The sequence below is a fragment of the Catellatospora sp. IY07-71 genome (assembly GCF_018326265.1).
Classification (GTDB): Bacteria; Actinomycetota; Actinomycetes; order Mycobacteriales; family Micromonosporaceae; genus Catellatospora.
This window is the reverse complement of sequence record NZ_AP023360.1, coordinates 7,577,032-7,601,868: the sequence shown is the minus strand read 5'-3', so window position 1 is coordinate 7,601,868 and position 24,837 is coordinate 7,577,032. Positions and strand designations below refer to the sequence as shown.

The 24,837-nt window shown below is 73.5% G+C and carries 21 protein-coding genes; 13 read left to right on the top strand and 8 right to left on the bottom strand.

The window, feature by feature from the left end; translation table 11 throughout:
* The first annotated feature begins 155 nt into the window (after positions 1-155).
* The gene (locus tag CS0771_RS34000; protein WP_212844815.1) at positions 156-956 is read left to right on the top strand and encodes a hypothetical protein; all 801 of its coding nucleotides are present in this window, start codon (positions 156-158) and stop codon (positions 954-956) included.
* Between the two features lie 48 nt (positions 957-1,004).
* Positions 1,005-3,809 carry an AAA family ATPase gene (locus CS0771_RS33995; protein ID WP_212844814.1) on the top strand — a complete coding sequence of 935 codons (2,805 nt, stop codon included), beginning with the start codon at positions 1,005-1,007 and terminating at the stop codon, positions 3,807-3,809.
* A 51-nt stretch (positions 3,810-3,860) separates the two neighbouring features.
* On the opposite strand, the gene CS0771_RS33990 is transcribed toward CS0771_RS33995, so the two are convergent.
* Positions 3,861-5,243, bottom strand: coding sequence for a serine hydrolase (locus tag CS0771_RS33990; RefSeq protein ID WP_212844813.1), 1,383 nt, complete (start codon positions 5,241-5,243; stop codon positions 3,861-3,863).
* Positions 5,244-5,330: 87 nt separating this feature from the next.
* Positions 5,331-5,687: a hypothetical protein gene (locus CS0771_RS33985; RefSeq protein ID WP_212844812.1), complete on the bottom strand. Its 357-nt coding sequence runs from the start codon at positions 5,685-5,687 to the stop codon at positions 5,331-5,333.
* A gap of 419 nt (positions 5,688-6,106) precedes the next feature.
* On the opposite strand from CS0771_RS33985, the gene CS0771_RS33980 reads away from it, so the two are divergent.
* The 4 genes from CS0771_RS33980 (at position 6,107) to CS0771_RS33965 (ending at position 11,209) form a co-directional block, all read left to right on the top strand.
* Positions 6,107-7,672 carry a Na+/H+ antiporter gene (locus CS0771_RS33980; protein WP_212844811.1) on the top strand — a complete coding sequence of 522 codons (1,566 nt, stop codon included), beginning with the start codon at positions 6,107-6,109 and terminating at the stop codon, positions 7,670-7,672.
* Position 7,673: 1 nt separating this feature from the next.
* The gene (locus tag CS0771_RS33975) at positions 7,674-7,928 is read left to right on the top strand and encodes a UBP-type zinc finger domain-containing protein (RefSeq protein ID WP_203754790.1); all 255 of its coding nucleotides are present in this window, start codon (positions 7,674-7,676) and stop codon (positions 7,926-7,928) included.
* Between the two features lie 69 nt (positions 7,929-7,997).
* Positions 7,998-9,635 carry an ABC-F family ATP-binding cassette domain-containing protein gene (locus CS0771_RS33970; RefSeq protein ID WP_212844810.1) on the top strand — a complete coding sequence of 546 codons (1,638 nt, stop codon included), beginning with the start codon at positions 7,998-8,000 and terminating at the stop codon, positions 9,633-9,635.
* A 287-nt stretch (positions 9,636-9,922) separates the two neighbouring features.
* Positions 9,923-11,209: a cellulose-binding domain-containing protein gene (locus CS0771_RS33965; protein WP_212844809.1), complete on the top strand. Its 1,287-nt coding sequence runs from the start codon at positions 9,923-9,925 to the stop codon at positions 11,207-11,209.
* 49 nt (positions 11,210-11,258) lie between these two features.
* Here the strand turns inward: CS0771_RS33965 and CS0771_RS33960 are convergent, their stop codons facing one another.
* Complete coding sequence (locus tag CS0771_RS33960; RefSeq protein ID WP_212844808.1) at positions 11,259-11,894, bottom strand: MBL fold metallo-hydrolase; 636 nt, start codon at positions 11,892-11,894, stop codon at positions 11,259-11,261.
* Positions 11,891-12,976 carry an S-(hydroxymethyl)mycothiol dehydrogenase gene (locus CS0771_RS33955; protein WP_212844807.1) on the bottom strand — a complete coding sequence of 362 codons (1,086 nt, stop codon included), beginning with the start codon at positions 12,974-12,976 and terminating at the stop codon, positions 11,891-11,893. Before CS0771_RS33955 ends, CS0771_RS33960 begins: the two co-directional genes overlap by 4 nt.
* A 290-nt stretch (positions 12,977-13,266) precedes the next feature.
* Here CS0771_RS33955 and CS0771_RS33950 point away from each other — a divergent pair, with 290 nt between their 5' ends.
* From CS0771_RS33950 to CS0771_RS33925, 6 genes are all read left to right on the top strand, one after another.
* The gene (locus CS0771_RS33950; RefSeq protein ID WP_212844806.1) at positions 13,267-14,709 is read left to right on the top strand and encodes an RICIN domain-containing protein; all 1,443 of its coding nucleotides are present in this window, start codon (positions 13,267-13,269) and stop codon (positions 14,707-14,709) included.
* A 907-nt stretch (positions 14,710-15,616) separates the two neighbouring features.
* On the top strand, positions 15,617-18,193 hold the full coding sequence (locus CS0771_RS33945; RefSeq protein ID WP_212844805.1) for a CHAT domain-containing protein: 2,577 nt from the start codon (positions 15,617-15,619) through the stop codon (positions 18,191-18,193).
* A 4-nt stretch (positions 18,194-18,197) separates the two neighbouring features.
* A complete protein-coding gene (locus tag CS0771_RS33940) occupies positions 18,198-18,575 on the top strand; it encodes a hypothetical protein (protein WP_212844804.1) in 378 nt (125 codons plus the stop codon).
* A 5-nt stretch (positions 18,576-18,580) separates the two neighbouring features.
* A complete protein-coding gene (locus tag CS0771_RS33935; RefSeq protein WP_212844803.1) occupies positions 18,581-19,459 on the top strand; it encodes a hypothetical protein in 879 nt (292 codons plus the stop codon).
* A 375-nt stretch (positions 19,460-19,834) separates the two neighbouring features.
* Positions 19,835-19,987, top strand: a complete 153-nt coding sequence (locus tag CS0771_RS33930) for a hypothetical protein (protein WP_203754814.1) — start codon at positions 19,835-19,837, stop codon at positions 19,985-19,987.
* A complete protein-coding gene (locus CS0771_RS33925) occupies positions 19,987-20,949 on the top strand; it encodes an N-acetylmuramoyl-L-alanine amidase (RefSeq protein ID WP_212844802.1) in 963 nt (320 codons plus the stop codon). The genes CS0771_RS33930 and CS0771_RS33925 overlap by 1 nt, the downstream gene beginning before the upstream one ends.
* On the opposite strand, the gene CS0771_RS33920 is transcribed toward CS0771_RS33925, so the two are convergent.
* The 4 genes from CS0771_RS33920 to CS0771_RS33905 form a co-directional block, all read right to left on the bottom strand.
* Positions 20,936-21,241: a hypothetical protein gene (locus tag CS0771_RS33920; RefSeq protein ID WP_212844801.1), complete on the bottom strand. Its 306-nt coding sequence runs from the start codon at positions 21,239-21,241 to the stop codon at positions 20,936-20,938. The two genes, CS0771_RS33925 and CS0771_RS33920, sit on opposite strands and share 14 nt — an antisense overlap.
* A gap of 35 nt (positions 21,242-21,276) precedes the next feature.
* Positions 21,277-21,678 (bottom strand): DUF2809 domain-containing protein, encoded by a 402-nt coding sequence (locus tag CS0771_RS33915; protein WP_212844800.1) that lies wholly within the window; start codon positions 21,676-21,678, stop codon positions 21,277-21,279.
* Positions 21,679-21,807: 129 nt separating this feature from the next.
* Complete coding sequence (locus tag CS0771_RS33910; RefSeq protein ID WP_212844799.1) at positions 21,808-23,229, bottom strand: WGR domain-containing protein; 1,422 nt, start codon at positions 23,227-23,229, stop codon at positions 21,808-21,810.
* 63 nt (positions 23,230-23,292) lie between these two features.
* Complete coding sequence (locus CS0771_RS33905; RefSeq protein WP_212844798.1) at positions 23,293-24,009, bottom strand: hypothetical protein; 717 nt, start codon at positions 24,007-24,009, stop codon at positions 23,293-23,295.
* A 129-nt stretch (positions 24,010-24,138) separates the two neighbouring features.
* Here CS0771_RS33905 and CS0771_RS33900 point away from each other — a divergent pair, with 129 nt between their 5' ends.
* Positions 24,139-24,780: an HAD family phosphatase gene (locus CS0771_RS33900; protein WP_212846192.1), complete on the top strand. Its 642-nt coding sequence runs from the start codon at positions 24,139-24,141 to the stop codon at positions 24,778-24,780.
* Positions 24,781-24,837: the final 57 nt, after the last annotated feature.

The following is a 24,837-nucleotide window of genomic DNA, read 5'->3' as shown; positions in this document are numbered from 1 at the left end:
CGGGGCCCGCGATCTCGCACGTCCGTCGAGGTCGCGGGCCCCGCCGTGTGCACGGGGGCGCCAACCGGGAAGCATCGTTTGGGGCGTTTCGACCGTTATAACCGTCGACCCGCCCGCTCGGAGCCGGGCGGCCGACCAGTCGAAACAGGGCCGCGATGAGAATGAACCTGCCGAATCCCCGCACGCTGCTGCGCTACCTGCTCGGCTGCGTGGCCGGCCTGCACGTGCTGAGCCTCGGCGGCAACTTCGTCTACCACGGGCTGGGACACCACAACGTGGTGCCCGCCTTCGCGTGGTGGACGACGTTCTTCAACGTGGACAAGGAGAAGAACCTCCCCACCTGGTTCTCCTCGGCCCTGCTGATGCTGGCCGCGTACGTGCTCTGGGAGATCGCGAACGACGTACGGAACAACGGCGAGAAGTACGCGCTGCACTGGCGCGTGCTGTCCGGCGTCTTCGCGTTCCTGTCCATGGACGAGGTCGCCCAGATGCACGAGATGAGCCGCAAGACGGGCCTGGTGGAGCTGGGCAAGGCCTCCTACCTCTCCTGGATCGTCGTCGCCGCGCCGTTCGTGCTGGTCTTCTGCGTGTCGTACGTGCGCTTCCTGTTCCGGCTGCCGCTGCGCATGCGGCTGCTGGTGGCCGGGGGCGGGGTGCTGTTCGTCCTGGGCGCGGTCGGCATGGAGATCATCGGCGCGTTCGTCGGCCGCGACGTCGGCGGCAACGTCGGCACCGGCCCCGCGTACGTCGAGTACCTGCTCGCGGCCTCCGTCGAGGAGCTGTTCGAGATGCTCGGCGTGATCACGTTCTGCTACGCGGTCTCCACCCACCTGTCCGAGCGCCGGCAGCAGGCCCTGCTCGCCGCGCCGGGTGCGCCCGTGCAACTGGCCGCCGCGCGCTCGCGCCGCCACGCGGTGCCCACCCCGGCCGGGCGCGGCGGCAGCGTCGTGCGCTGACCTCGCGATCGGCCTTGGCGGCCCCGCCCGGCCGCCTAACCTGGTCACGTGGGGTTCGCGCGGCCGGCACTGGTGGGCAGGAGCGCCGAGCTCGAACAGCTGCGTACGGCGGCGCGCCGCGCGGCGGCCGGGCAGGGCCGCGCCGTCGTGATCGAGGGCGGGGTCGGCCTCGGCAAGACCACCCTGCTGCACACGCTGGCCGCCGAGTGCGCGGCGCTCGGCATGCGCACCCTGCACGGCACCGCCGAGGAGGTCGAGCAGCGGCTGCCGTTCGCCGCGCTGTCCGCCTGCGCCCGGCCGCTGCAGGGCAGCGACGAGGAGCTGAGCCGGGTGACGGCGATGCTGCGGGGCGAGCACGCGCTGGCTCGCAGCATGAACGCGGCCCACCACGAGCTGGCGGTCACCGAGGCACTGCTCGAACTCGCCGACCGGTGGCTGAGCCAGGGCCCCGTCGCGATCCTGCTCGACGACGCGCAGTGGGCCGACCCGTCGAGCATCGTGGTGCTGCACCGCCTCGCCCGCGGCATCGGGCAGGTGCCGCTGCTGGTGGCCACCGCCGCGCGGGCGATCGCGCAGGGTGACGCGCTGGAGGGCCTGGAACGCAGCCTGCTGGCCGGCGGCGCGCTGCGGCTGCGGCTGGAGCCGCTGCCCGAGGCCGCCGCCGTCGCGCTCGCCGAGCGGCAGCTGGGCGCATCGCCCGGCCCGCTGCTGCGCCGCCTGCTGCGCCGGTCCACCGGCAACCCGATGTACCTGGAGACGGTGCTGACGGCATACCTGCGCGACGGCCTGATCACCATGGCGGGCGGGCACGCCGAGCTGTCCGGCGGCGCCGCGGCCGATCCCGACGCGGTGCCCGAGCCGCTCGTCGACCTCACCCGGCGCCAGGCCGAGCTGGTGCCCCGGGCCTACCGCGAGGTCCTGCAGACGGCCGCGGTGCTCGGCTCGGCCGTCGACGTCGGGCAGCTCGCGGAGGTGCTGGACCGGCCGGTCATGGAGATCTCCGAGGTCGTCGTCGACGCGCTCGACAGCGGCATGCTGGCCGACCACGGCGGGGCGCTGCGCTTCCGGCAGGGCGTCGTACGCGAGCTGGTGGCCCGCAGCGTGCCGCAAGCGGTCCAGGCCGCACTGCACCAGCGGGCGGGCCGGGCGCTGTCCGGCGGCCCCGGCTCGCCCGCGCGCATCGGCGCGCACCTGCTCGCCGGGGGCGAGCTCGGGCCCGACGGCGTGCAGTGGCTGACCACGCATGCCGACGCGCTCACCGGCCGCGCCCCTGACCTGGCGGTGAAGCTGCTCCGGCGCGCGGCGGCCGAGACGGGGGAGGGGGCGGGCGGGCCGCTGTACGTGCACCTGGTGCGGGCGCTGCTGTGGGACGGTGAGCCGGCGCAGGCCGAGGCGGCCGCCCGCGCCGCGCTCGGCTGGGGCGCCGGGCCGGACACCGAACCGGACCTGCGCTGGCTGCTGGTGCAGGCCTGCTACCGCCAGGGCCGCCTGCCGGAGGCGATCGCCGAGACGGAGCGGGCGGTGGCCGCGCCGTGCACCTCACCGGGCCAGGCGGCCCGCTTCCGGGGCATCGCCGCGATGTGCCTGCACCTGCTGGGCCGGGCCGGGGAGGCGGCGGCGGCGGCCGACCGGGCCGTCGCCGAGGGCGAGGCCGCCGGTGACCAGGCGGCGATCGGCATCGGCTGCCTGGCCAAGGCGCTCAGCCTGGCCAGGGACGACACGGCCGGGTCGCTGGCGCTGACCGACCGCGGCCTCGCCCACCTGGGCCACGGCATCCAGCCCGATCTGCAGATCGATCCGTACGTGATGCGCGGGGTGTGCCTGCTGGAGCTGGACCGGCTCGCCGAGGCCGAGGAGGCTACGGCGACCGCGGTGCGCCACAACCAGCGCACCGGCGGCATGTTCCTGACCACGGCGCACGCGGTGCGGGCCCACCTGCGCTTCCTGCAGGGCAGGTGGGACGACGCCCTCGCCGAGGCGCGCAGCGGGCTGGACGGCCCGGACCCGGTCGGGCACGGCGAGCGCCTGCTGGCGTTCGCCGACCTGATCGCGGTGCACCGCGGGGATGCGCCGGGCGCGGAGTTCGCCGACCCCGGCCCGGCGGGTGACGGCGACCGTTACCTCGTGGACTGGGCGCGCTGCCTGGTCGCCGAGGCGCAGGGTGACGCCGGGCAGGCCGCGGCGCTGCTGTTCCCGCGCTGGGAGCGGGCAGGTGAGGTGTCCGCGCGCCGGAGGATGTACCGCGTAGGCCCGGATCTGGCCAGGGTGCTGGCCGCCGTCGGCGATGTGGGACGCCTGCGGGCGCTCACCGACGACCTGGACACGCTGGCCGCGGCGCACGGCACGGCCAGCCTCACCGGCTGCGCGGCGCTGTGCCGGGCGGCTGCCGACGGCACGGCCGAGCCCGCGCTCGCCGCGGTGACGGCGTTCCAGGAGGCCGGGTGGCCGCTGTACGAGGCGTACGCGCACGAGGCGGCCGCCCTCGCCGCGGCGGCGGCGGGGGACGCGGCGGCGGCCAGGGAGCGGCTGGCACGGGCGCTGGACCTCTACGGGCGGCTGGACGCGGGCTGGGACGCGGCCCGCGCCAGGTCACGGCTGCGCGACGCGGGCGTGCGCGCGGGCGTGCGCGGCCCGCGCGGGCGGCCCAAGCACGGCTGGGAGGCGCTCACCGAGACCGAGCGCATCGTGGCCGACCTGGTAGCCCAGGGCATGTCCAACCCGGACGTGGCCGCGCAGCTCTACCTGTCCCGCCGCACCGTCCAGTCCCACGTGTCCAGCATCCTCGCCAAGCTGTCCCTGACCTCCCGCGTCGAACTCGCGGTGGCCGCCGCCCAGCGCTCCACCCAAGGTTAGGAAGGGCACCTTCTACTACGGAATCCGATAACAAGGTGCCCTTCCTTTCGGTCAGGCCGGGCCGGGGCGCCAGCCCTGGGGGTCCAGGCCGCCGGGGGTGACCGCGCCGTCGCCGTAGGGCTCCCGGGTGAAGACGAAGCTGCCCAGGTCGAGGTGGGTGACGGTGCCCGCCGCGTCGCGGATCACGCGCAGTGTCTCCCCGGCGTAGTAGCCGTCCAGGCCGAGCCAGGTGCCGTCGGGCTGCGCCTGGAGGCGGGCGGCGCGGCCGGGTCCGGTCAGCGGGCCGAGTTCCAGGTCGCCGCCGGCGCGCAGCCGGATCGCGACCGCGCCGGGTCCCCAGTACCAGGGGCCGGTCAGCTCCAGCAGGGCTGGGTCGTGGGTGTCCAGCGGCTGCCACGGGTCGGGGATGCGCGGCTCGTGCTCGGCGGTGATGCGCAGCAGGTCCGCGGCCAGCCCGCCCACGGCGAGGCCGGTGGTGGTGTTGGCCAGCGCGATCGCCCCGAGCCGGTCGGCGGGGGAGACCCACAGCGTGCACAGGAAGCCGGGCATCGAGCCGGTGTGGCCCGCGAGCTGCCGCCCGCCGTCCTGCTTCAGCATCAGGCCGAGGCCGTATCCGGCGTCCCAGGCGGGGCCGTCGGGCGGCGCGACCGGGGTGCGCATCTCGGCCAGGGTGGCCTCGGCCAGCACCGCGGGATCGCCCGCGGCCAGGAACGCGCCGAAGCGGCTCAGGTCCTGCACGGTGGACCAGAGCTGCCCGGCCGGGGCCATGCGGCCGGTGTCGGTGGCGGGCTCGGGCAGCAGCACGTCGGCCCACGGGTGCACCGCCCAGCCCTGGGCGTGCGGCGCCTGCGGCAGTAGCGAGGTGCGCGTCATGCCGAGCGGGGCCAGGATCTCCGCGGCGAGCACCTGACCCAGCGGCTCGCCCCGCAGTCGCTCCACGAGCGCCCCCAGCAGTGCGTAGCCGGGGTTGGAGTAGTGGAAGCGCCGCCCGGCGGGGTGCTTGACCGGCTCGGGTTCCAGGATGCCGGCCAGTTCGGGGCGTACGCCGCCGTCGGTGCGCTCCCACCACGGCGGCGGGGTCTCCGCGGCGATGCCGCCGGTGTGCGCGAGCAGCTGGGCGAGGGTGAGCCCGGCGGTGGCGGCCGGTGCCTGGGGCAGGTGGGCGCCGAGGGGGTCGGCGAGGTCCAGGCGGCCCTCGTCGCGCAGCCGCAGCACCAGCACGGCGACGAAGGTCTTGGTCAGCGAGCCGATGCGGTACTGCGTGTCGGCGGTCGGGGGTGCGCCGTCGACGAGGCCGCGCCCCTCGGTCCATACCGGAGCGCCGTCCCGGAGGACGGCGCCGACCAGGGACGGTGCGCGGCCCTCGGCCTGGGCGGTGGCGAGGCGGTGCAGCAGGGCGCGGCGGGTGGCCGGCAGCAGGTCCATCTCAGGCATGGCGATCATCGTGCCAGTTCCGGCGCGGTGACACGCCGGGCACGGCCGGGCCGGCGGTCGGGGCCGCCGGTCCGGTTCTGGCTGTCCTCAGCGGTGGTAGCCGCCGTGGTGGTCGTAGTTGTTGTAGCGCCAGTTGTTCTTGTGGTGGTAGTCCTTCTTGTGGTGGTAGTTCTTCTTGTGGTGCTTGTGGTAGTGGTGCTTGCAGACCCACTTCTTGTGCCACTTGTGCTTCCAGCGGTAGACCTGCTTGTAGCAGCGCCGATGGTCGAGCGCGGACGCCGTCGCGTCCTGCGTGGACACCGACACCGGATCGGCGAGCGGCGCGGCCGACGCCCGCTGCGGTTGCGCCATGACGGTGAGACCCGCGATCAGGAACAGCATCAGGCTGGTCATCGCGGTCAACACCCACAGCCGGTGGCCGATGGCCCGAGCCGTCTCCTCCATCGGAACCCCTCCTCCCATTGCTGGCCGTGTGTGAGAACCTGCTGATCAAACATCCGCCGCGGCTACCTGGTCAACGCCGTGAGCTGCGGAAACTCCTTGCCGGGCGGCCGGTCAGGCCACCTTTCACGGTGAGTTCATTTAGCCTCCCTACCGACCGGCAGGTAGAACGCCCAACGCGGGCGAGAACCGGGCGCCGGTCCACCGCTACTGACCGGGCGGCAGGCAATGATGAACATCCGGTGAACCCATGCTTGGGTACGCATATTTCCTGCCATGTGGGACATGAATCCTGCGCTCCGGGCGCCCGCCACCAGGCCGATCGCCGTGGTCAGCGGTGATTCATGCGCGTGCGCGCCGTTACGGCCCCCGTGACCGGTGACATATGCGTTCCCGGCCCACCCGCGCCATAGGCTCTGACCGTGGATGCCCTCGTGGTGGCGGTCGTGCTGACCGTGGTGGTGGTCGCGGTCTCCGGCCTGTCGCGCAAGTACGCCCTGCAGGCGCCGATCGCGCTGGTCGTCGTCGGGCTGGTGCTGGCCCTGGTGCCCGGCTTCCCGGTCATCGTGCTCGAACCCGAGCTGGTGCTCATCGGCGTGCTGCCCCCGCTGCTGTACGTGGCCGCGCTGGAGACCTCGGTGCCCGCGTTCCGGCTCAACCTGCGCCCCATCCTGCTGCTCGCCGTCGGGCTGGTCCTGTTCACCGCGGTCGCCGTCGGACTGGTCGTGCACGCCCTGCTGCCCTCGGTGCCGCTGGCCATCTGCCTCGCGTTCGGGGCCGTGGTGGCCCCGCCCGACGCCGTCGCGGCGACCGCCGTGGCCAGACGGATCGGGCTGCCCCGGCGGCTGGTGACCATCCTGGAGGGGGAGAGCCTGCTCAACGACGCGACGGCGCTGGTGCTGTTCCGGGTGGCCGTGGCGGTCGCCCTCGGGCTCGCGGTCGGCCCGCTGGCCATCGGGCAGCAGGTGCTGGTCGCCGCGGGCGGCGGCATCGCGGTCGGCGCGCTCGGCGCGGTCACCGCCGCCTTCCTGCACCGGCGCACCACCGACCCGCTGCTGGACAACTCGATCTCGCTGCTCACCCCGTTCGCGGTGACCGTGGTGGCCGAGTCGATCCACGCCTCGGCCGTGGTGGCCGTCGTCGTCGCGGGCCTCTACCTCGGGCACCGGATGCCGACCCTGATGTCGGCCGCGTCCCGGCTGCAGATGGGCGCGTTCTGGCGCATGATCACCTTCATGCTGGAGGGCCTGGTCTTCCTGCTCGTCGGGCTGAACCTGCGGGAGGTGCTCGCCGCCCTGGACACGCCGGTGGCCCAGGTCGTGGGGCTGACCATCGCGGTGCTGGTGACCGTGGTGGCGACCCGGTTCGCCTGGATGTACCCGGCCACGTTCCTGGTCCGCCTGCTGCCCCGGGTGCGCCGCCGCGGCACCGGGCTGGACTTCCCCGGCGCGACCGTGCTGGCCTGGGCGGGCATGCGCGGCGTGGTCACCCTGGCCACCGCGCTGGCGCTGCCCGCGACCCTGGCCGGGGGTGAGACCTACCCCCGGGCGCTGTTCGTCTGGCTCGCGTTCGCGGTCATCGTCGGCACGCTGGTGCTGCAGGGCATGACCCTGCCGCTGGTGGCCCGCATGCTGCGCGTGCAGGGCGACGACAGGACCGCCGACATCCTGGCCGAGGCGCAGACGCAGCAGCACGCCAGCCGGGCCGCCCGGGAGCGGCTGGAGGCGCGGGCCGGCGCGGCGCCCCCGGACGTCGTCGACAAGCTGCGCAGCCTCACCGAGCTGCGCGCCAACACGATCTGGGAGCGGCTGGGCGGGGAACGGGAAACCCCATCCGCCGCGTACGTGCGGCTGCGCCGGGAGATGCTGGAGGCCGAGCGGGACGTGTTCCGCAGCGCCCGCGACGCCGGCCGGATCCCCGAGGACGTCCTGGTCCGGGCGCAGCGCGACATGGACCTGGAGGAATCGATGCTGGAACGGATGGAGTGAGATGACCGCCTGCGAAGATCTCAAGAAGGCCGACGACCCGGCGCCGCGCGCCGAGGGCTGCGAGGAGTGCCTGGCCAACGGGACCAGCTGGGTGCACCTGCGCCGCTGCCTGAGCTGCGGGCACATCGGCTGCTGCGACTCGTCGCCGAACAAGCACGCCACCGCGCACTTCCACGCGGTGGGCCACCCGGTCATCCAGTCGTTCGAGCCGGGCGAGAACTGGCGCTGGTGCTACCTGCACGAGATGGTCGGCTGACCGGCCCGGTGGCCGGCGCGACCGATAGTCTTCCCGGGTGACTTCCGACGAGCGTGGGCAGGTGCGGCGGTGAGCGCGACCCTGGTGGCCCGGGGACTGACCGCCGGGCACGGCGAGCGGGTCCTGTTCAGCGACCTGGACCTGGTCGTCGCGCCGGGCGACGTGGTCGGGCTGGTCGGCGTCAACGGCGCCGGCAAGTCCACCCTGCTGCGCCTGCTCGCCGGGCTGGTCCCGGCCGAGCAGGGCACGATCACGCTGAACCCGCCCACGGCCAACGTCGGGCTGCTGCCGCAGGAGCCCGAGCGCCGCCCGGCCGAGACCGTGCGCGACTTCCTCGCCCGGCGCACCGGGGTGACCCGGGCCCAGCAGGCGATGGACCTGGCCGCCGAGCAGCTCGCCGTGGGCGCCGCGGGCGCCGACGACCAGTACGGCGAGGCGCTGGAGCGCTGGCTCGCCCTGGGCGGCGCCGACCTGCCCGAACGCGCCGAGGCGGTGGCCGCCGAGCTGGGCCTGGACGTGGACCTCGACCACCCGATGACGGCCCTGTCCGGGGGCCAGGCCGCCCGCGCGGGCATGGCGTCGCTGCTGCTCAGCCGGTATGACATCTTCCTGCTCGACGAGCCCACCAACGACCTCGACCTGGCCGGGCTGGACCGGCTGGAGCGCTTCGTCGGCGAGCTGCGGGCCGGCACCGTGCTGGTCAGCCACGACCGCGAGTTCCTGACCCGCACCGTCACCCGCGTGCTCGAGTTGGACCTGGCCCAGCAGCAGATCCGCCAGTACGGCGGCGGCTACCTGTCCTACCTGCAGGAGCGGGAGACCGCACGGCGGCACGCCCGCGAGGCCTACGACGAGTACGCCGACAAGAAGGACGAGCTGCTCGCCCGCGCCCGCATGCAGCGCGCCTGGATGGAGAAGGGCGTCAAGAACGCCCGCCGCAAGTCCCCCGACAACGACAAGATCGGCAAGGCGTTCCGCACCGAGTCCACCGAGAAGCAGGCCGCCAAGGCCCGGCAGACCGAGCGCCTGATCGAGCGGATGGAGGAGGTCGAGGAGCCGCGCAAGGAGTGGGAGCTGCGGATGCACATCGCCGCCGCCCCGCGCGCGGGCGCGGTGGTGGCCACCCTCAACGGCGCCGTGGTGCGCCAGGGCGGCTTCACCCTCGGGCCGGTGGATCTGCGCATCGACTGGGCGGACCGGGTTGCCATCACCGGGCCCAACGGCTCGGGCAAGTCCACCCTGCTGCGTGCGATGCTCGGCCGGACCGCGCTGGCCGGGGGCAGCGCCGCGCTGGGCCCCGGCGTGGTCGTCGGCGAGATCGACCAGGCCCGCGGCCGGTTCCTCGGCCACCAGCCGCTGGTGGACGCGTTCGCGGCCGCCGTGCCCGCGCTGGCGCCGGGAGACGTGCGCACGCTGCTGGCCAAGTTCGGGCTGCGCGCGGCGCACGTGCTGCGGCCCGCCGCGACGCTGTCGCCGGGCGAGCGGACCCGGGCGGCGCTGGCGCTGCTGCAGGCGAGCGGGGTCAGCCTGCTGGTGCTCGACGAGCCCACCAACCACCTCGACCTGCCCGCGATCGAGCAGCTGGAGCAGGCGCTGGAGTCGTACACCGGCACGCTGCTGCTGGTCACCCACGACCGCCAGATGCTGGACGCGGTCCACACCAACCGCCTGATCACCGTCGACTCCGGCCGCGTCACCGCGAACTGACCGGCCGTCCGCCGCGCGGGCCGGGGTTCGCGGGCGGCGGGCATGATCGCGATCTCGTGTCGTGATCTGCGGCTGGAGTGCAGATCACGACACGATGTCGCGATCAACCGGGTGGGACGGGTTGCCGAAAAGGTTTTCGGCGTCCATGGTGGGTCCGGGAGCCTTACCGTACTCGTCCGCATTGGATGGACTTGTCTGCATCTGCACGTGACGCCACACCGGGCACTCGCGTCACGCGTCCGTTCCACCCGTGCGCATTCCTGCGCCCGTACCCCCGGAGTCCTTTCATGCTTCGAACGAGAAGGCGTGCTGCCCTGACCTCGCTGCTCGCCGCCACGGCGGCGGCCGCCGTGGCGGCCTGGAGCCTGGTCGCCACCCCGGCCGGCGCGGCCGCCAGCGGCTGCCGCGTCGTCTACACCGTCGCCTCCCAGTGGGGCGGCGGGTTCACCGCCGACGTCGCCATCACCAACCTCGGCGACCCGCTCACCGCGTGGACGCTGCGGTGGACCTTCCCCGCCGCCGGGCAGGCGGTCACCCAGGGCTGGAGCGCCACCTACACGCAGAGCGGCAGCCAGGTCACCGCCGTGAACATGAGCTACAACGGCAGTCTCGGCACCTCGGCCACCACGTCCATCGGCTTCAACGGGGCGTGGACCGCGAGCAACCCGGTGCCCACCGCGTTCACCCTGAACGGCGTCGCCTGCACCGGCACGACCACGCCGACCGGCGGCCCCTCGGCGTCCGCCTCGGCCTCGCCGCGGCCCTCCGCCTCGGTGTCGCCGTCGGCGTCCCCGCGGCCGTCGTCGTCCCCGTCGGCCTCCCCGCCGCCCACCAGCGGCTGGAATCCACCGTCCAACCTGGTGACGCCGCTCAACGAGGTCCGGGCGCACTACCAGTCGACGTACCCGAACCTGCTGACCTTCCGCAACTACGGCTGGGACCAGGTGATGGCCGGCGGCGGCCGGATCAACTACTGCGTACGCTGGGACTCCAGCGCCCGCGTCTCGGCCGCGCTGCGCGACCAGATCCACGCCGCGCTGGCCCGGCAGTGGAAGAAGTGGATGGACGTGATGGCCGGGCACAACGGCTGGCCGTATGCCGAGGTCCCGATCAAGGTGGTGGGCTGGGCCGTCCGTGACCGGGCCACGCTGGAGTGGACGGACAGCTCGGTCGACATCTACGTCAACGACATCCGGGAGAACGCGCCGCAGTGCAGCGAGCCGTGCGGCCGCTTCTTCCACCAGGACGGCAACTACTCCGGCTGCCCCGGCGGCGCGTCGCACCACTACGACATGTCACTGTGGCTGACCGCCGGCTTCGGCGGCGGCGCGGGCGGCGACTGGGGCCAGCGGATGGGCAGCGAGTACTTCACCGGCGCGCTGAACTCCGAGAACATCCACATCTACCTGCACGAGGTCGGGCACACGTTCGGCCTGGACGACTTCTACGACTGGACGCCGACGGGCCAGTGCTGCTTCCTGATGAAGGCGGGCAGCGCCAGCAGCATCACCGAGTTCGACAAGTGGATGCTGCGCGACTTCTGGCGGCTGCTGAAGAGCCGCTGGGGCTACTAGCCCCCGCACCGGCCGGAGGTCCCGTGGCGGGCCTCCGGCCGGGCCGGGCTCAGTGGCCGCGGGCGATCCACTCGTCGAGGTGCGGGGCCTCCGCGCCGACGGTGGTGGTGTCGCCGTGGCCGGTGTACACGACGGTCTCGGGCGGCAGGAGCAGCAGGCGGTCGCGGATCGAGCCGATGATCGTGCCGAAGTCGCTGTAGGACCGCCCGGTCGCGCCCGGCCCGCCCTGGAACAGGGTGTCCCCGGAGAACAGCGCCGTCAGCTGCGGCGCGTACAGGCACACCGCGCCCGGCGAGTGGCCCGGCGTGTGGTTGACCCACAGCTCGGCGCCGGCCACGGTCAGGCAGTCGCCGTCCTCCAGCTCGCGGTCGGGCGCCCGGTCCGGGTGGATCGCGTCCCACAGCATCCGGTCCGCGGGGTGCAGCATGATCGGCGCACCGGTCCGCCGGGCCAGCTCCGGGGCCGCGTCGATGTGGTCGTTGTGGCCGTGCGTGCACACGATCGCGACGACCCGCCGCCGGCCTGCCGCGGCCAGGATCGCGTCGGCGTCGTGCGCCGCGTCGACGACCAGCACGTCGCTGTCGTTGCCGATCAGCCAGACGTTGTTGTCGACCTCCCAGACGCCGCCGTCCAGGCTGAACGTGCCCGAGGTGACCACCCGCTCGATCCGCGCCCCGCCGCTCACAGCATCACCACCGAGCGCAGCACCTCGCCGCGGCCCATCTTCGCGAACGCCTCCTCGACGTCGCCCAGCTCGATGCGCTCGGACACGAACGCCTCCAGCGGCAGCCGGCGCTGCAGGTAGAGCGAGATCATCAGGGGGAAGTCGCGGCTGGGCAGGCAGTCGCCGTACCAGGAGGACTTGAGCGCGCCGCCGCGGCCGAACACGTCCAGCAGCGGCAGCTCCAGGCGCATCTGCGGGGTGGGCACCCCGACCAGCACCACGGTCCCGGCCAGGTCCCGGGCGTAGAACGCCTGCTCGTACGTCTCCGGGCGGCCCACCGCCTCGATCACCACGTCGGCGCCGAAGCCGCCGGTCAGCTCGCGGATGGACTCGACCACATCGGCCTGCGCGCCGTTCACGGTGTGCGTCGCGCCGAGCTGCCGCGCCCAGGCCAGCTTGGTGTCGTCCAGGTCCACGCCGATGATCGTGGTCGCGCCGGCCAGCCGCGCTCCGGCGATCGCGGCGTTGCCGACGCCGCCGCAGCCGATCACCGCGACGGTGTCGCCGCGGGTCACCCCGCCGGTGTTGATCGCCGCGCCGAGCCCCGCCATCACGCCGCAGCCGAGCAGCCCCGCCACCTCGGGCGGGGCGGACGGGTCCACCTTGGTGCACTGCCCGGCGGCGACCAGCGTCTTCTCGATGAACGCGCCGATGCCCAGGGCGGGGGACAGCGGCGTGCCGTCGGCCAGGGTCATCTTCTGCTCGGCGTTGTGCGTGGCGAAGCAGTACCACGGCCGACCACGCAGGCAGGCGCGGCACTGCCCGCAGACGGCACGCCAGTTGAGCACCACGTAGTCGCCGGGCGCCACCTCGGTCACGCCCTCGCCGACGGCCTCGACCACACCCGCGGCCTCGTGTCCGAGCAGGAACGGGAAGTCGTCGTTGATGCCGCCCTCGCGGTAGTGCAGGTCGGTGTGGCACACCCCGCAGGCCTGCACCTTCACCAGGGCCTCTCCGGGACCCGGATCGGGGACCAGCACCGTCTCGATGCTCACCGGCGCGTTCTTCTTCAGCGCGACGACTCCGCGAACCTCGTGCACCACGCGGCCTCCTTGCACACGTTGGACGGTTCCGTCGATGCTACCCGCCCGCCCCTTGTCGCAACTCTCAAAGACTCGCGGCCATATGCCCGCGGGAGGCCGCGAAGCCTGCAGAGTTGCGGCACGGCCGGGCGGTGGATGTGACCGCGCACATCTGGCATGCTCCATTGATTGACATGTGTCGACGTGCTACGTAGCCTTTGGGACTGGAAAGCGCTTTCCGCATCCGCTCACTTTCCACCGCGGAGCAGGTACGCCCATGCCTCCCGCGGTCCGACCCTCGGAGGAATCCGATGTCACAACGCACTCCACGGACCGGCGCCGGACGCCTGTGGCGCTGGCGCACCGCCGCGATCGGCGCGCTCACCTTCGCGCTCGCCGCGGTCGGCGCGGTCGTCGCCGCCCCCGCCGCGCAGGCCGTCACGATCGACACCAGCGCCTGGTACGTCATCGTGTCGCGGCACAGCGGCAAGGCGGTCGACCTGTACAACTTCAGCACCGCAGACGGCGCGCCGATCGTGCAGTGGGCCCGCAACGACGGGAACCAGCAGCAGTGGCAGTTCGTCGACGCGGGCAGCGGCTACTACAAGCTGCGCTCACGGCTGAGCGGCAAGTTCCTCGAACTGCCCAACGCCAACGACGGCACCCAGCTCGTGCAGAACCCGGACAACGGCACCACCCGCCAGCACTTCGCGGTGCGCGACACCGACAGCGGGTACGTCAAGTTCCTCAACCGGCACAGCGGCAAGGCCCTCGACGTGTGGGAGTGGTCCACCGCCGACGGCGGCATCATCAGCCAGTACGCCGACCTCAACGGCTGGAACCAGCACTGGCAGCTGATCCCGGTCGGCTCGGGCGGCGGGGGCGGGGGCGGCGGTTCGCAGACCGGCCTCGTCGGCTGGGCCACCCAGGGCGGCGGCACGACCGGCGGCGGCAGCGCCTCGGCCACCACGGTGAACAGCTCGTCGGCCCTGTCCAGCGCCGTCTCCGGCAGCACCGCGCGGGTGGTCCGGATCTCGGGCACGATCTCCTGCTCCGGCATGATCACCGTCGGGTCCAACAAGACCATCCTCGGCAACTCCGGCGCGGTGATCGCGGGCTGCGGCCTGAACATCGCCAACGCCAGCAACGTGATCGTCCGCAACATCTCGTTCCGCGACTGGAACGACGACGCGATCAACGTCCAGTACTCCACCCGGGTCTGGATCGACCACAACAGCTTCACCAACGGGTACGACGGCGCGGTCGACGTCAAGCGCGCCTCGGACTACGTGACGGTGTCGTGGAACCGCGTCTACGGCCACGACAAGTCCATGCTGCTCGGCCACAGCGACGACAACGGCAGTGAGGACCGCGGCCACCTGCGGGTGACCTACCACCACAACTGGTTCGACGGCTCGGGCACGCGGCACCCGCGGGTGCGCTTCGGCAACCCCGTGCACGTGTACAACAACTACTACCGCGGCAACGAGTACGGCGTGGCGTCGACCATGGGCGCCGGCGTGCTCGTCGAGGGCAACTACTTCGAGAGCGTCGACGAGCCGACCCTGGTCGGGTACGCCGACTCCGCCGATGGGGCCATCGTGCAGCGCAACAACTACTTCACCGGCTCCGGCGCCCCGGAGAGCGGCGGCGGCAGCGTGTCGAGCATCCCGTACTCGTACACGCTGGACAGCGCCGGCTCGGTGAAGGCCAGCGTGTCCGCGGGCGCGGGCGCGGGCCGGATCACGGTCTGACGAACACCCCGGGCGGGCCGTGTCCCTACTGCGGCCCGCCCGGGTCCTCCGTCCAGAATCGACAGACATTTCTGCGCGGGATACCGTGAGAGCCCAGGTGCACCGGCGGGCAGGGGGATGGCCGTGTTCAAGTGGCTGCGTCGCGGGCAGGGCGCCCGGCCCGGCGCCACCGACCCCGCACGGCTGCTCGCCGACGCCGACACCCTGCGCCTGGTGGCGATGCGCAGCACCGATCCGAGGTCGCTGGAGCTCGCGATCGTCGCCGCCGACCTCGCCGCCAAGGAGTGCTCCGACCCCGCCGACCAGGCCGTCGCCTGGTCGATGCTGTGCGTGCTGAACCGGGAGGCGGCGACCCGCGGTGGCGGGCAGGGGGTGCTCCAGAGCCGGCTCGACACCGCCGAGCTGGCCGGGCGGCGCGGGCTGGACCTCGCCCCGGGCGGCTCGCAGGCGTGGTTCCGCTGCGCGTCGGCGCTCGCCACCGTGCTGCTGGAGCGACACCTGCGGCTCGGTGACAGCACCGCGCTGCCCGAGGCGGCCGAGCTGAACCGCCGGATCGTGGCCGAGCTCGACCTCGACAGCCCCGAGTATCCGGGCGCGCTCGGCAACCTGACCAACGCGCTGAAGCTGCTCTACGGCGTCACCCGCGAACCGGCGCTGATCGAGGAGGCGGTGGTCACCGCGCGCGAGGCGGTCGAGCTGGTGCGGCCCGACAGCCCGCACTACGCCAACGTACGGGTCAACCTGGCCAGCGCCATCGCCGTGCAGCTGAGCCACACCCCGTCCCGTGCCCTGCTCGACGAGGCGCGCGGGCACCTGCGCACGGCGCTGGCCGCGCTGCCCCCGGCCACCCGCACCGGGCCACCGTGCAGGCGTTCGCCGCCCAGCTGGAACGGGGCGCGAACCTGCTGTGACCCAGCCGCTCGACCACCGGATCGCGGAGCTGGACCGGCTGCTCGCCGCGGCGGGCACGCCCGAGGAGCACTGGGGCCTGCGCAACGACCGCGCGACGCTGTACTGGACCCGCTACGAGGAGGCGGGGCGCCTGCCCGACCTGGCGCACACCATCGCGGAGTTCCGGGCGGTGCTCGCCGCCGGCGTGCTCGGTGGGTCCGCGGCACTGCCGACCATGTCGAATCTGGCCGGCGCGCTGACGCTGCGCGCGAAGGCGGGCGGCGGCCCGGAGGACCTGCGCGAGGCCGTCGAGCTGCTGCGCACCGTGGTGGCGGGGACGCCCGCGGCGGACGAACGGTACGGCGGCCGGCTGCTCAACCTGGGCGGCGTGCTGCTCGGATACCACCACGCCACCGGCGACTCGGCGGTGCTGCACGAGGCGCGGGCGGCGTTCCAGGCCGCGCACGACGTGGCAGCCGGGCCGGACACGCCCGAGCGACGCGAGCACTGGGTGGCCACGCGCAGCAACCTGGGCGAGTGCCTGCGCCTGGTGCACGCGGTCACCGGCGAGCCGGAGGCCCTCGACCAGGCCGTGGCGCTGGCCCGTACGGCAGCCGGGGCGCTGCCCACGGGGCACCCGCTGTACGCGCGGATGCAGTCGAACCTCGCTCTTGCCCTGGCCGGCGCCGCGCACGCCGGGCAGCCGGAGATGCTCGCCGAGGCGGCCGCCGCCGCCCGCGCCGCGCTCGCGGCGACCCCCGGCGGGCACCCCAACGAGCCCGAGCGGCACACCGTGTACGCGGGCATCCTGCGTGCGGCGTACGCGGCCGATCCCGACCCCGCCCTGCTCAACCGGTTCCGCCGGGCCGCCCGCAGCGCGGTCCGGGCCACGCCGGCGGCCCACCCGAACGCGGGCTGGGCCCGGCTGCTGCTCGGCCGCGCCGAGTACGCCCACGCCGACCGGTCCGGCCAGGAGCCCACCGTGGCCCGTGAGCTGTTCCGCGACACCGCACAGAACCTCGAACTGCCGCCCGGGGTGCGGGCCGTCGCGGCACGCCACTGGTCGCTGCTGGCGTTCCTCGGTTCCGGCCGCCTCGCCGAGGCCGTGCGGGCGTTCGGGCTGGCGGTCGCGCTGCTGCCGCAGACGGCGGGCCGGGCGCAGGCCGCCGTGGACGCCGAACGGCTGCTCGGCGAGCACCGCCACCTGGCGGCGGACGCCGCCGCGTGCGCCCTCACCGCCGGTGACCCGGGCCTGGCGCTGCGGCTGCTGGAGCAGGGGCGCGGCGTGCTGCTCTCGCAGACCCTCGACACCTGGGCCGACGTCACCGAGCTGGCCGCCCGGCACCCCGCGCTCGCGGCCGAGTTCACCGAGCTGCGCGGCCTGACCCGGGCGGAACCCGCACCCGCCGAGGGGGTCGCGGCGGGCGTCGCCGCCGCCGAGGAACGCGCTCACCTGGCGCGGCGCTGGTCGGCGCTGATCGACCGGATCCGCACCGTCCCCGGGCACGAGGGCTTCCTCGCCCCGCCGTCGCTGCCCGAACTGCTGGCGGCCGGGCGGGACGGGCCCGTCGCGGTGGTGAACGTCAGCGGCCTGCGCTGCGACGCGCTGCTCGTCCGCGACGGCCGCGTCGAGGTGCTGCCCCTGCCCGGGCTGACCCTGGACGGCGCGGAGGAGGCGGCCCGCCGCTTCCTCGCCGCGGTCACGGCCACCGGCTCGCTGGCCGAGGTCGCCGCGGCGGGGGAGACCGTACGCGAGCTCCTGGGCTGGCTGTGGCGCACGGTCACCGGCCCGGTGCTGGCCGCGCTCGGGGTCACCGGGCCGCGCGGCACCCCGGGCCGGATGTGGTGGATGCCGTGCGGGCCGCTGGCGTTCCTGCCCCTGCACGCGGCCGAGGACGGGTGGAGCGCGCTCGACGCGGTCGTGTCGTCGTACACGCCGACCCTGCGCAGCCTGTGCCACCACCGCGACCGGGCGGTGCCACCGGGCGCCGTGGACGGGCCGCTGGTCGTGGCGATGCCGCACACGCCCGCGGCGCCGCCGCTGCCGCACGCCGTGCGTGAGGCCGAGACCGTGGCCGCGCTGCACCCGGGCGCGCACCTGCTGATCGGCCCGGCGGCGACCGGCGCGCAGGTGCTGGCCGAGCTGACCCGGCGGCGCTGGGCGCACTTCGCCTGCCATGCCGCCGGACGCGCCGATCAGCCGGGCCTCAGCCGCCTGCTGCTGCACGACCACGAGCGGCGCCCGCTGACCGTGCGGGAGCTGTCCCGCGCCCACCTGCCGCACGCCGAGCTGGCCTACCTGTCCGCGTGCGCGACCGGCCACCCCGCCCGGACCGTGCCCGACGAGGCGGTGCACCTGACCGGTGCCTTCCACCTCGCCGGATACGGCCAGGTCGTCGGCACGCTGTGGCGGGTCGCCGACGACGTGGCCGCCGACGTCACCGCGTACGTGCACGAGCGGCTCGCCGCCGACGCGGCCGCGCACCGGCCGCTGGACGCCGCGACCGCGCTGCACGGTGCCATACGGCGGCTGCGGGACCGATATCCGGCCGCCGCGGCCCTATGGGCGGGCCACGTCCATGTAGGACGATGACACGGTGACCGACCAGGACGTGCCCCGTATGATCGCCACGATCTGCCGCGACCTCGGCTTTCTGACCACCCGCACCGCGGGCGACCCGGCGCCGTTACGCGCGCTCACCGACGCCGTGCGCGCCGGCCGGACCGACGCGGCCTGGCTCGCCGACGCGGTGCACCTCCTGCGCGGCCTCGGCATCCCGCTCGTGCTCGGTGAGCGGGGCTGGCCGTTCACCCCCGGCGGCGACGGCGCGCTGCCCGGCGTCGGCCAGGGCACGGCGGGCACCACCCTGTTCCGCTGCCCGAGCGCGGCCTGCGAGCGCCGCGAGCCACGCCGCCCCGGCGCGGCCCGCCCGCACTGCGCGATCTTCGACGCCGACCTGCCGCCGGAAGGGTGACCCGGATGACCGACAGCCTGCTCAACCTGCTCGGCGCCCGCGCGGGGGAGCGCTGGGTCACCGCGCTCGCGCTGCCCGGCCTGCTGTTCACCGGGCTGGCCGTGGTGGCGGCCGTGCTCGGCCAGCGGGACTGGGACGACATCGGCGGCCTGGCGCGCGGTCTGGACGCCAACCCGCTGGACGAGCTCGCCGCCACCCCGTCCGGCGTCGCATTGGCGATCGCCCTGGTGCTGCTCGCGGCGCTGGCCGCCGGGGTGCTCGCGCACCTGCTCTCCGTGCCGATCCTGGCCGGGTGGGAGGGCCGCTGGCCGCTGCCCGGCGCGGCCCGGCTGGCCACCGAGCGTCGCCGCCGCCGGTGGAACGCGCTGCAGGCGCGGTTCGAGCAGGCGATCAGCGGTGGGGCGGATGCCGCCGCCGCCGAGCGGCTCGGCCGCCGCCGCAACGCCATCGCGCTCGCCGAGCCGCAGCGGCCCACCTGGCTCGGCGACCAGCTCGCCGCCGTGGCCACCCGCGTGCGCGCCGAGTACGGCGTCGACCTCGGCGCGGCCTGGCCCCGGCTGTGGCTGCTGCTCGCCGCCGACGCCCGCCACGAGGTCCGCAACGCCCGCGCGGAGCTGGACTCGTCCGCCGTGCTGGCCGGCTGGGGCCTGCTCTACCTGGCCCTCGGCATCCTCTGGTGGCCCGCCGCCCTCGCCGGCGCCGTCGCACTGCTCGTGGCCTGGGCCGGCGCCCGCCGTGCCGCCGCCCGCCTCGCCGAACTCGTCGAGTCCACCGTGGACCTGCACCTCGGCGACCTCGCCACCGCTCTCGGCGAAGCCGCCGACCGCACCGTCACCCCCGAGACCGGCCGCCGCATCACCGACCGCCTCCGCAAGGGCGCCTGAAAGGAAGGGCACCTTCTTATCGTTTTCCGACGTAGAAGGTGCCCTTCCTAACCTTCCGGCTGTGGTGGCTGCCTCGATGCGCCCCGCCGTCCGGTGCGCCATGCGACTGCCGGTCCCGCTGCGATGACGTCGATGCCGCCACCCTGCCGTCGCGGCGGGCTGTCCCGTACCGTGACCAGGCATCCTCCGTCCATATGGCGGAGTGGGGTCCGGACGGCCGATTGTGAAGGAAATCTTCGCAAGTATCTGGCATGCCGCAAGCTATCGACATAGACGCGTGTGCCGATATAGGGTGCCGTCACGCGCCCCGATCGGCGACATACGCGCAGGTCCGGGCGTGCGCGAGCGTGTCCCTCCGCACCCCCAGGGAGTCCCGTGTCCAAAATCCGCTCGATCAAGGCCCGTCGCCGAAGGCTGCTCGGTGTACCGGCTCTGGTGGCCGCCGCCGTCGCCCTGGTGGCCCGCCCCGCCCACGCCGCGACCGCCGCCGAGCCCGAGTGCGCGGCCGACGTCATCCAGGAGGCGTGATGGCGAACATCCCCTGGCTGGCCGACGTGCTCCGGGCGGCCGGCGTCTCCGTCGTCGAGCACGGCGACTGGCGCAACCGCTACCGTCCGGGCTCCTTCAGCCCGATCGGCGTGCTCTGGCACCACACCGCGGCCACCTCCAGCGCCAGCAACCCGCACCCCGCGCTCAACGTGTGCATCAACGGCCGGTCCGACCTGGCCGGTCCCCTGTGCCAGGCGCTGGTGGACTACCACGGCGTCTTCCACGTCATCTCGGCCGGCCGGTGCAACCATGCGGGCACCGCCCGCGCGAGCGGCCCCATCCCGGCCGGTGACGGCAACACCATGCTGATCGGCTGGGAGATCGACTACAACGGCGTCAACCAGGAGATGACCGCGGCGCAGTACAACGCCTCGCTCAAGGCGACCGCCGCGGTGCTGCGGCAGCTCGGCCGCGACTCCAGCTACGCCCGCGGGCACCGCGAGACCAGCACCACCGGCAAGATCGACCCGTCCTTCATCGACCTGAACGTGATGCGGGCCGACGTCGCGCGGCTCATGAACCCGACGCCGGGCTGGACGTCCACCGTGGACAACACCACGGCCGGGCGGTTCGCCGCGAGCACCAACTGGGGCACGTCGGCGTACTCGGGGCAGCGGTTCGGGGAGAACTACCGGTTCGCCAACCCGACCCCGGCCAGCGACGCCGCCTGGTACAAGTTCGCCATCCCGGAGACGGGCAGCTACCGCGTCGAGGCGTGGTGGCCGGCGGATCCCGGGTACTGCAGCTCCGCGCCGTACGTCATCGTCACCAGCAGCGGCAACCAGACGGTGAACGTGGACCAGCGGGCCACCGGCGGGCAGTGGCGGGTGCTGGGCACCTTCAACCTGACCGCGGGCGACGCCAACAAGGTAGGCGTCAGCCGGTGGACCAACGGCACCGGCCTCGTCATCGCGGACGCGGTCCGCATCACCCGGGTCTGACCTCCGGACACGTGCCGGTGGCGGAGGGTGTTCCGCCACCGGCACGGTCGTCCTCCGGCGCGGTCTCGACCCGGCCGGGCAGTGCGATCGGCTGGTACGCCAGCGCCCGGTCCACGACCTCCTCGTCACTGAGGTCGGTGCAGAACATCAGGTCGGTCAGCGTGCCGGACGGCACGTAGAACGACCGTTCCAGCAGCTCGAGCCGCATGTCGAGCTGCTCCTCGGAGAGGCCCTCGCCCGCTCTGAGCCGCCCGACCTGGCGGATCGCGGCTTGCCGCTTACGCTCGTCCATGCCCGGGTCCCTTCTGGTCGAGCGGGAAGCGTATGTCATGCCGCGGCGGTGCCGCTCGCCCGTCCGCGTAGCAGCAGGTGCGCCGCGACCAGCGGGAGGACGCCCGCCGGATACCAGGCGAGGTCGAGCGGGTCGAAGCGGACGCCGAGCGCGAGGCGGGCGAGCAGGCTGTGCGCCGACAGGTACGCCGGCACTCCGGTGAGCTGCGCGCACTCCACCGCCCAGCAGAACGCCACCGCGCCCGCACCCGCGGCCAGGGGGCTCAGCCGGGGCCGCAGCAGGTACGCGCCCGCGTACACCAGCGACGCGTACAGGGCCGTGCCGGAATGCTGCTCCACCGGACCGTCGAACGCCGCCCGCAGCGCGAGCGCGACGGCGAGGAACACCGCCGCCCACATCAGGGCGAGCAGGCGGACGGTGCGCTTCGGGTACGGCATCCCGCGAGCGTAGGCAGCGGGACCGCGCCGGAGGTGGTGGAACCGTGGAGATCCGATGTGCCCGTGACCAGGACCGCGTTAAGAAGGGCACCTTCCTATACACAAAGCGTTAAGAAGGTGCCCTTCCTTTCAGGCGAGGCGGCGGATTTCGCCGAAGGCGCGGTAGAAGCCGCCGCGGGCGGACTCGCGGACCTCGGAGACGACGTAGCGGGCGCCGGACTCGCGGATGTTCTTCGGGAACTGGACCTGCCAGGAGCGCTGGTAGCCGTCGGAGACGACCCGTACGCGCAGGCGGCCGCCGTCCTCGTAGCACTCCAGGACGATGCCGTCGCCCGCGTCGGCGGTGACGATCTCGACGGTGGTGGACGCGGCCACGGCCTCCATGCGCGGAGCCTTGACGTCGACGACCTCGGGCACGGTGCCCTGCTCGGCGGCGCGGATCGCGGACTCGGTGGCGTCGATGCACGCCAGCGAGCCGTCCGTGGTCACGATGTAGAGGCGCTCGTCGTGGTACTGCATCGAGTACGCCGAGCCGCAGCCGGTGCCGAGCTTCCACAGCCGGTTGCCGGAGCTGTCGAAGCAGTACACCGAGGAGCTGTTGTCACCGGCGAACACGTACTGCCCGTCGGGGCTGGTCGCGCACGAGAACACGGCCGCGTCGGCGCGGTAGACGCGCCGGGCCGAGCCGTCCTTGCCGAACTCGACGACCTCGCGGGTCGCGGTGCCCGCGTACAGCGTGGTGCTCTCCTGCCAGCCGAACAGCACCGCGCCGGTCTTCTGGTGCCAGCGCTGCTCGCCGGTGCGCCAGTCGTAGCTGGTCACGCCGCCGGAGTGGCCGTGGTGCACGGCGTCGGCGTCGCAGCGCACCATCCAGCCGGACGAGCCCGCGCTCTTGCGCCGCCACAGGAACTCGTCCTCGTGGTCGATCGCGGCGACGCCCCCGCCCGCGTCGGACACGCCGAGGATGCCGTCGTGGATGTCCAGCCAGTAGATGTCGATGTCGGGCGCGATCCGGTAGGCCAGGCGGGGCACCTTGCCGGACAGGTCGTACACGTTGCCGTCGTCGCAGCCGGCGTAGAGCCACGCGTCGTCGGCGACGATGCACTTGACCCCGTCGGGCAGCTTGAACTGCTGCTGCACCTCGGCGTTGTGCGACAGCGTGGTGATGACGCCGGCCTCGTTGCCGACCATGCACACCTTGCTGTCGACGAAGATGCCGAACGCGGACGTGCCCGAGCGGTAGCGCCACAGCACCGGTGCGGTCTTCGCGGTGGACCGGGTGCTGACGATGGCCCGCCGCGACACCGCGCGCTTCTGGCGCTGGCCCTGGACGGCGGGCGCGTACCCCTTGCGCACCTTCTCGCCGATCTTCTTCGCCGCTGCGGCGCGCGCCTTGTCGTGGTCGGCGAACGTGGTCTTCGTCGTGGCACCGGCGTCGCCGATGCGCCCGTACCGGATGGTCATCTCGGTGTCGTCGACGATGACCTCGTAGAACTTGTGCGCGCCGCCGTCGGCTTCGGACAGTTCGAGGTAGGTGGTCTCAACGGCCATGGGGGAAGGGCCTCGCTCTCGCGGTGGAGGGGACGACGACACGTTAGTCACCGCCCCCGACACTCACGCGACCAGGAACCTATGCGGTTGAAAGACGCAGATGTTGGCCTCGCTCTGCACGTTTCCGTCGGTGATCTCGACGAACACGCCGTAGCTCTCACCCGGCGTCAGCTCGATCGGCAGGTCCACCGCGCCCTTGTTCAGCCCCGCCTGCGGCTCGACGCCGCGGGCACGCCGGATGTAGATGTTGTCCCACCACAGCAGCCGCTGCGTGTCGAACTCGCGCAGCGAGCGCGCCTTCGCCAGCCGGTACACGTAGTACGCGTCCGGTCCGCCCAGCTCCGCGAGGGTGGTCCAGCTGGTCAGGGTGTACGCCAAGCGCTCGCGGTCGGCCAGGTAGCTGTCCACGATGGCGCGCGACGGCGCGTCGCGCTGCTCCCGCGAGCGGCTGAGCACCTGCCCGTCCTTGGTGACCACCTCGATGGTGTACGTGCCCTCGGGCAGGAAGCCGGTCGGCACGTTGAGCATGTACCAGTGGTAGTTCAGCGACGGGTCGTAGATCCAGCCGTCGCGGTTGGCGTTGGTGAACATCTGGTTGGTGAACGCGGCCTCGTAGCCGCCCGGCCCGCGTGCGACGATCCGGTCCACCAGATCGGGCACGGGCGTCTCGGACGGGTGGAACGAGACCAGGAACTTGTGCTGCTCCCGGGGCAGGCCGAGGGAGTCGTCGAAGTCCCAGTACACGTTGCAGGCCATGATGTCGTAGATCTGGACCGTCATGGCGGCAGTATTCGCCGCACCCGGCCGCGCGGGCATCGGCGAAACCACCGGCGCGCGACGTGATGTCAGCCACGGTGACCTGCGACGGGGCCGCCTGCGCGGGATCATTCTCGAGTGATCCCAGCGGCAGTGCTCTTCGACATGGACGGAACCCTCTTCGACAGCGAGCCGCTGTGGGACATCGCGATCGAGGAGCTGGCCCACGAGTACGGCGCGCCGATCGCCGCCGAGGTGCGGCTGGCCATGGTCGGGCGCTCGGTCGACGAGTCGATGGTGCTGTTCCACGACGGCATCGGCCAGCCGTGGCGCGACGCCGCGGTCAGCGCCCGGTGGATCTACGACCGGGTCGCCGGGCTGTTCGCCACGGACCTGGTGTGGCGCCCCGGCGCCCGCGAGCTGCTGCACGAGGTGCGCGCCGCGGGCCTGCCCACCGCCCTGGTCACCTCGACCAACCGGCAGTGCGTGGACGTCGCCCTGGACACCCTCGGCCGGCACAACTTCGACGCCGTCGTCTGCGGCGACGAGGTCGCCTTCACCAAGCCGCACCCGGACCCCTACCAGCGCGCCGCCAAGCTGCTCGGCGTCGACCCCGCCCACTGCATCGCCATCGAGGACTCGCCCACCGGCGTGGCCAGCGCCCTGGCCGCCGGTGCCCGCGTCATCGGCATCCCCAACGCCGTCAAGCTCTCCCCGATGACCGGCCTGACCCTCCTCACCACCCTCACCGGCGCCACCCTCGCCACCCTCACCCTCGCCGCCTTCCCCCACTGACCCCCGCCCGCTCCGCGGGCACTGCGTCGATCATGAACTTATGGGCGTGTTCGACGG

Excerpts from the sequence above, each read along its gene's own strand:
- CS0771_RS34000 (WP_212844815.1), top strand. The coding sequence starts at position 156 with ATGAGAATGAACCTGCCGAATCCCCGCACGCTGCTGCGCTACCTGCTC.
- CS0771_RS33950 (WP_212844806.1), top strand. The coding sequence starts at position 13,267 with ATGTCACAACGCACTCCACGGACCGGCGCCGGACGCCTGTGGCGCTGG.
- CS0771_RS33905 (WP_212844798.1), bottom strand. The coding sequence starts at position 24,009 with ATGACGGTCCAGATCTACGACATCATGGCCTGCAACGTGTACTGGGAC.
- CS0771_RS33965 (WP_212844809.1), top strand. The coding sequence starts at position 9,923 with ATGCTTCGAACGAGAAGGCGTGCTGCCCTGACCTCGCTGCTCGCCGCC.
- CS0771_RS33920 (WP_212844801.1), bottom strand. The coding sequence starts at position 21,241 with ATGGACGAGCGTAAGCGGCAAGCCGCGATCCGCCAGGTCGGGCGGCTC.
- CS0771_RS33985 (WP_212844812.1), bottom strand. The coding sequence starts at position 5,687 with ATGGAGGAGACGGCTCGGGCCATCGGCCACCGGCTGTGGGTGTTGACC.
- CS0771_RS33975 (WP_203754790.1), top strand. The coding sequence starts at position 7,674 with ATGACCGCCTGCGAAGATCTCAAGAAGGCCGACGACCCGGCGCCGCGC.
- CS0771_RS33925 (WP_212844802.1), top strand. The coding sequence starts at position 19,987 with ATGGCGAACATCCCCTGGCTGGCCGACGTGCTCCGGGCGGCCGGCGTC.
- CS0771_RS33935 (WP_212844803.1), top strand. The coding sequence starts at position 18,581 with ATGACCGACAGCCTGCTCAACCTGCTCGGCGCCCGCGCGGGGGAGCGC.
- CS0771_RS33915 (WP_212844800.1), bottom strand. The coding sequence starts at position 21,678 with ATGCCGTACCCGAAGCGCACCGTCCGCCTGCTCGCCCTGATGTGGGCG.
- CS0771_RS33910 (WP_212844799.1), bottom strand. The coding sequence starts at position 23,229 with ATGGCCGTTGAGACCACCTACCTCGAACTGTCCGAAGCCGACGGCGGC.
- CS0771_RS33990 (WP_212844813.1), bottom strand. The coding sequence starts at position 5,243 with ATGCCTGAGATGGACCTGCTGCCGGCCACCCGCCGCGCCCTGCTGCAC.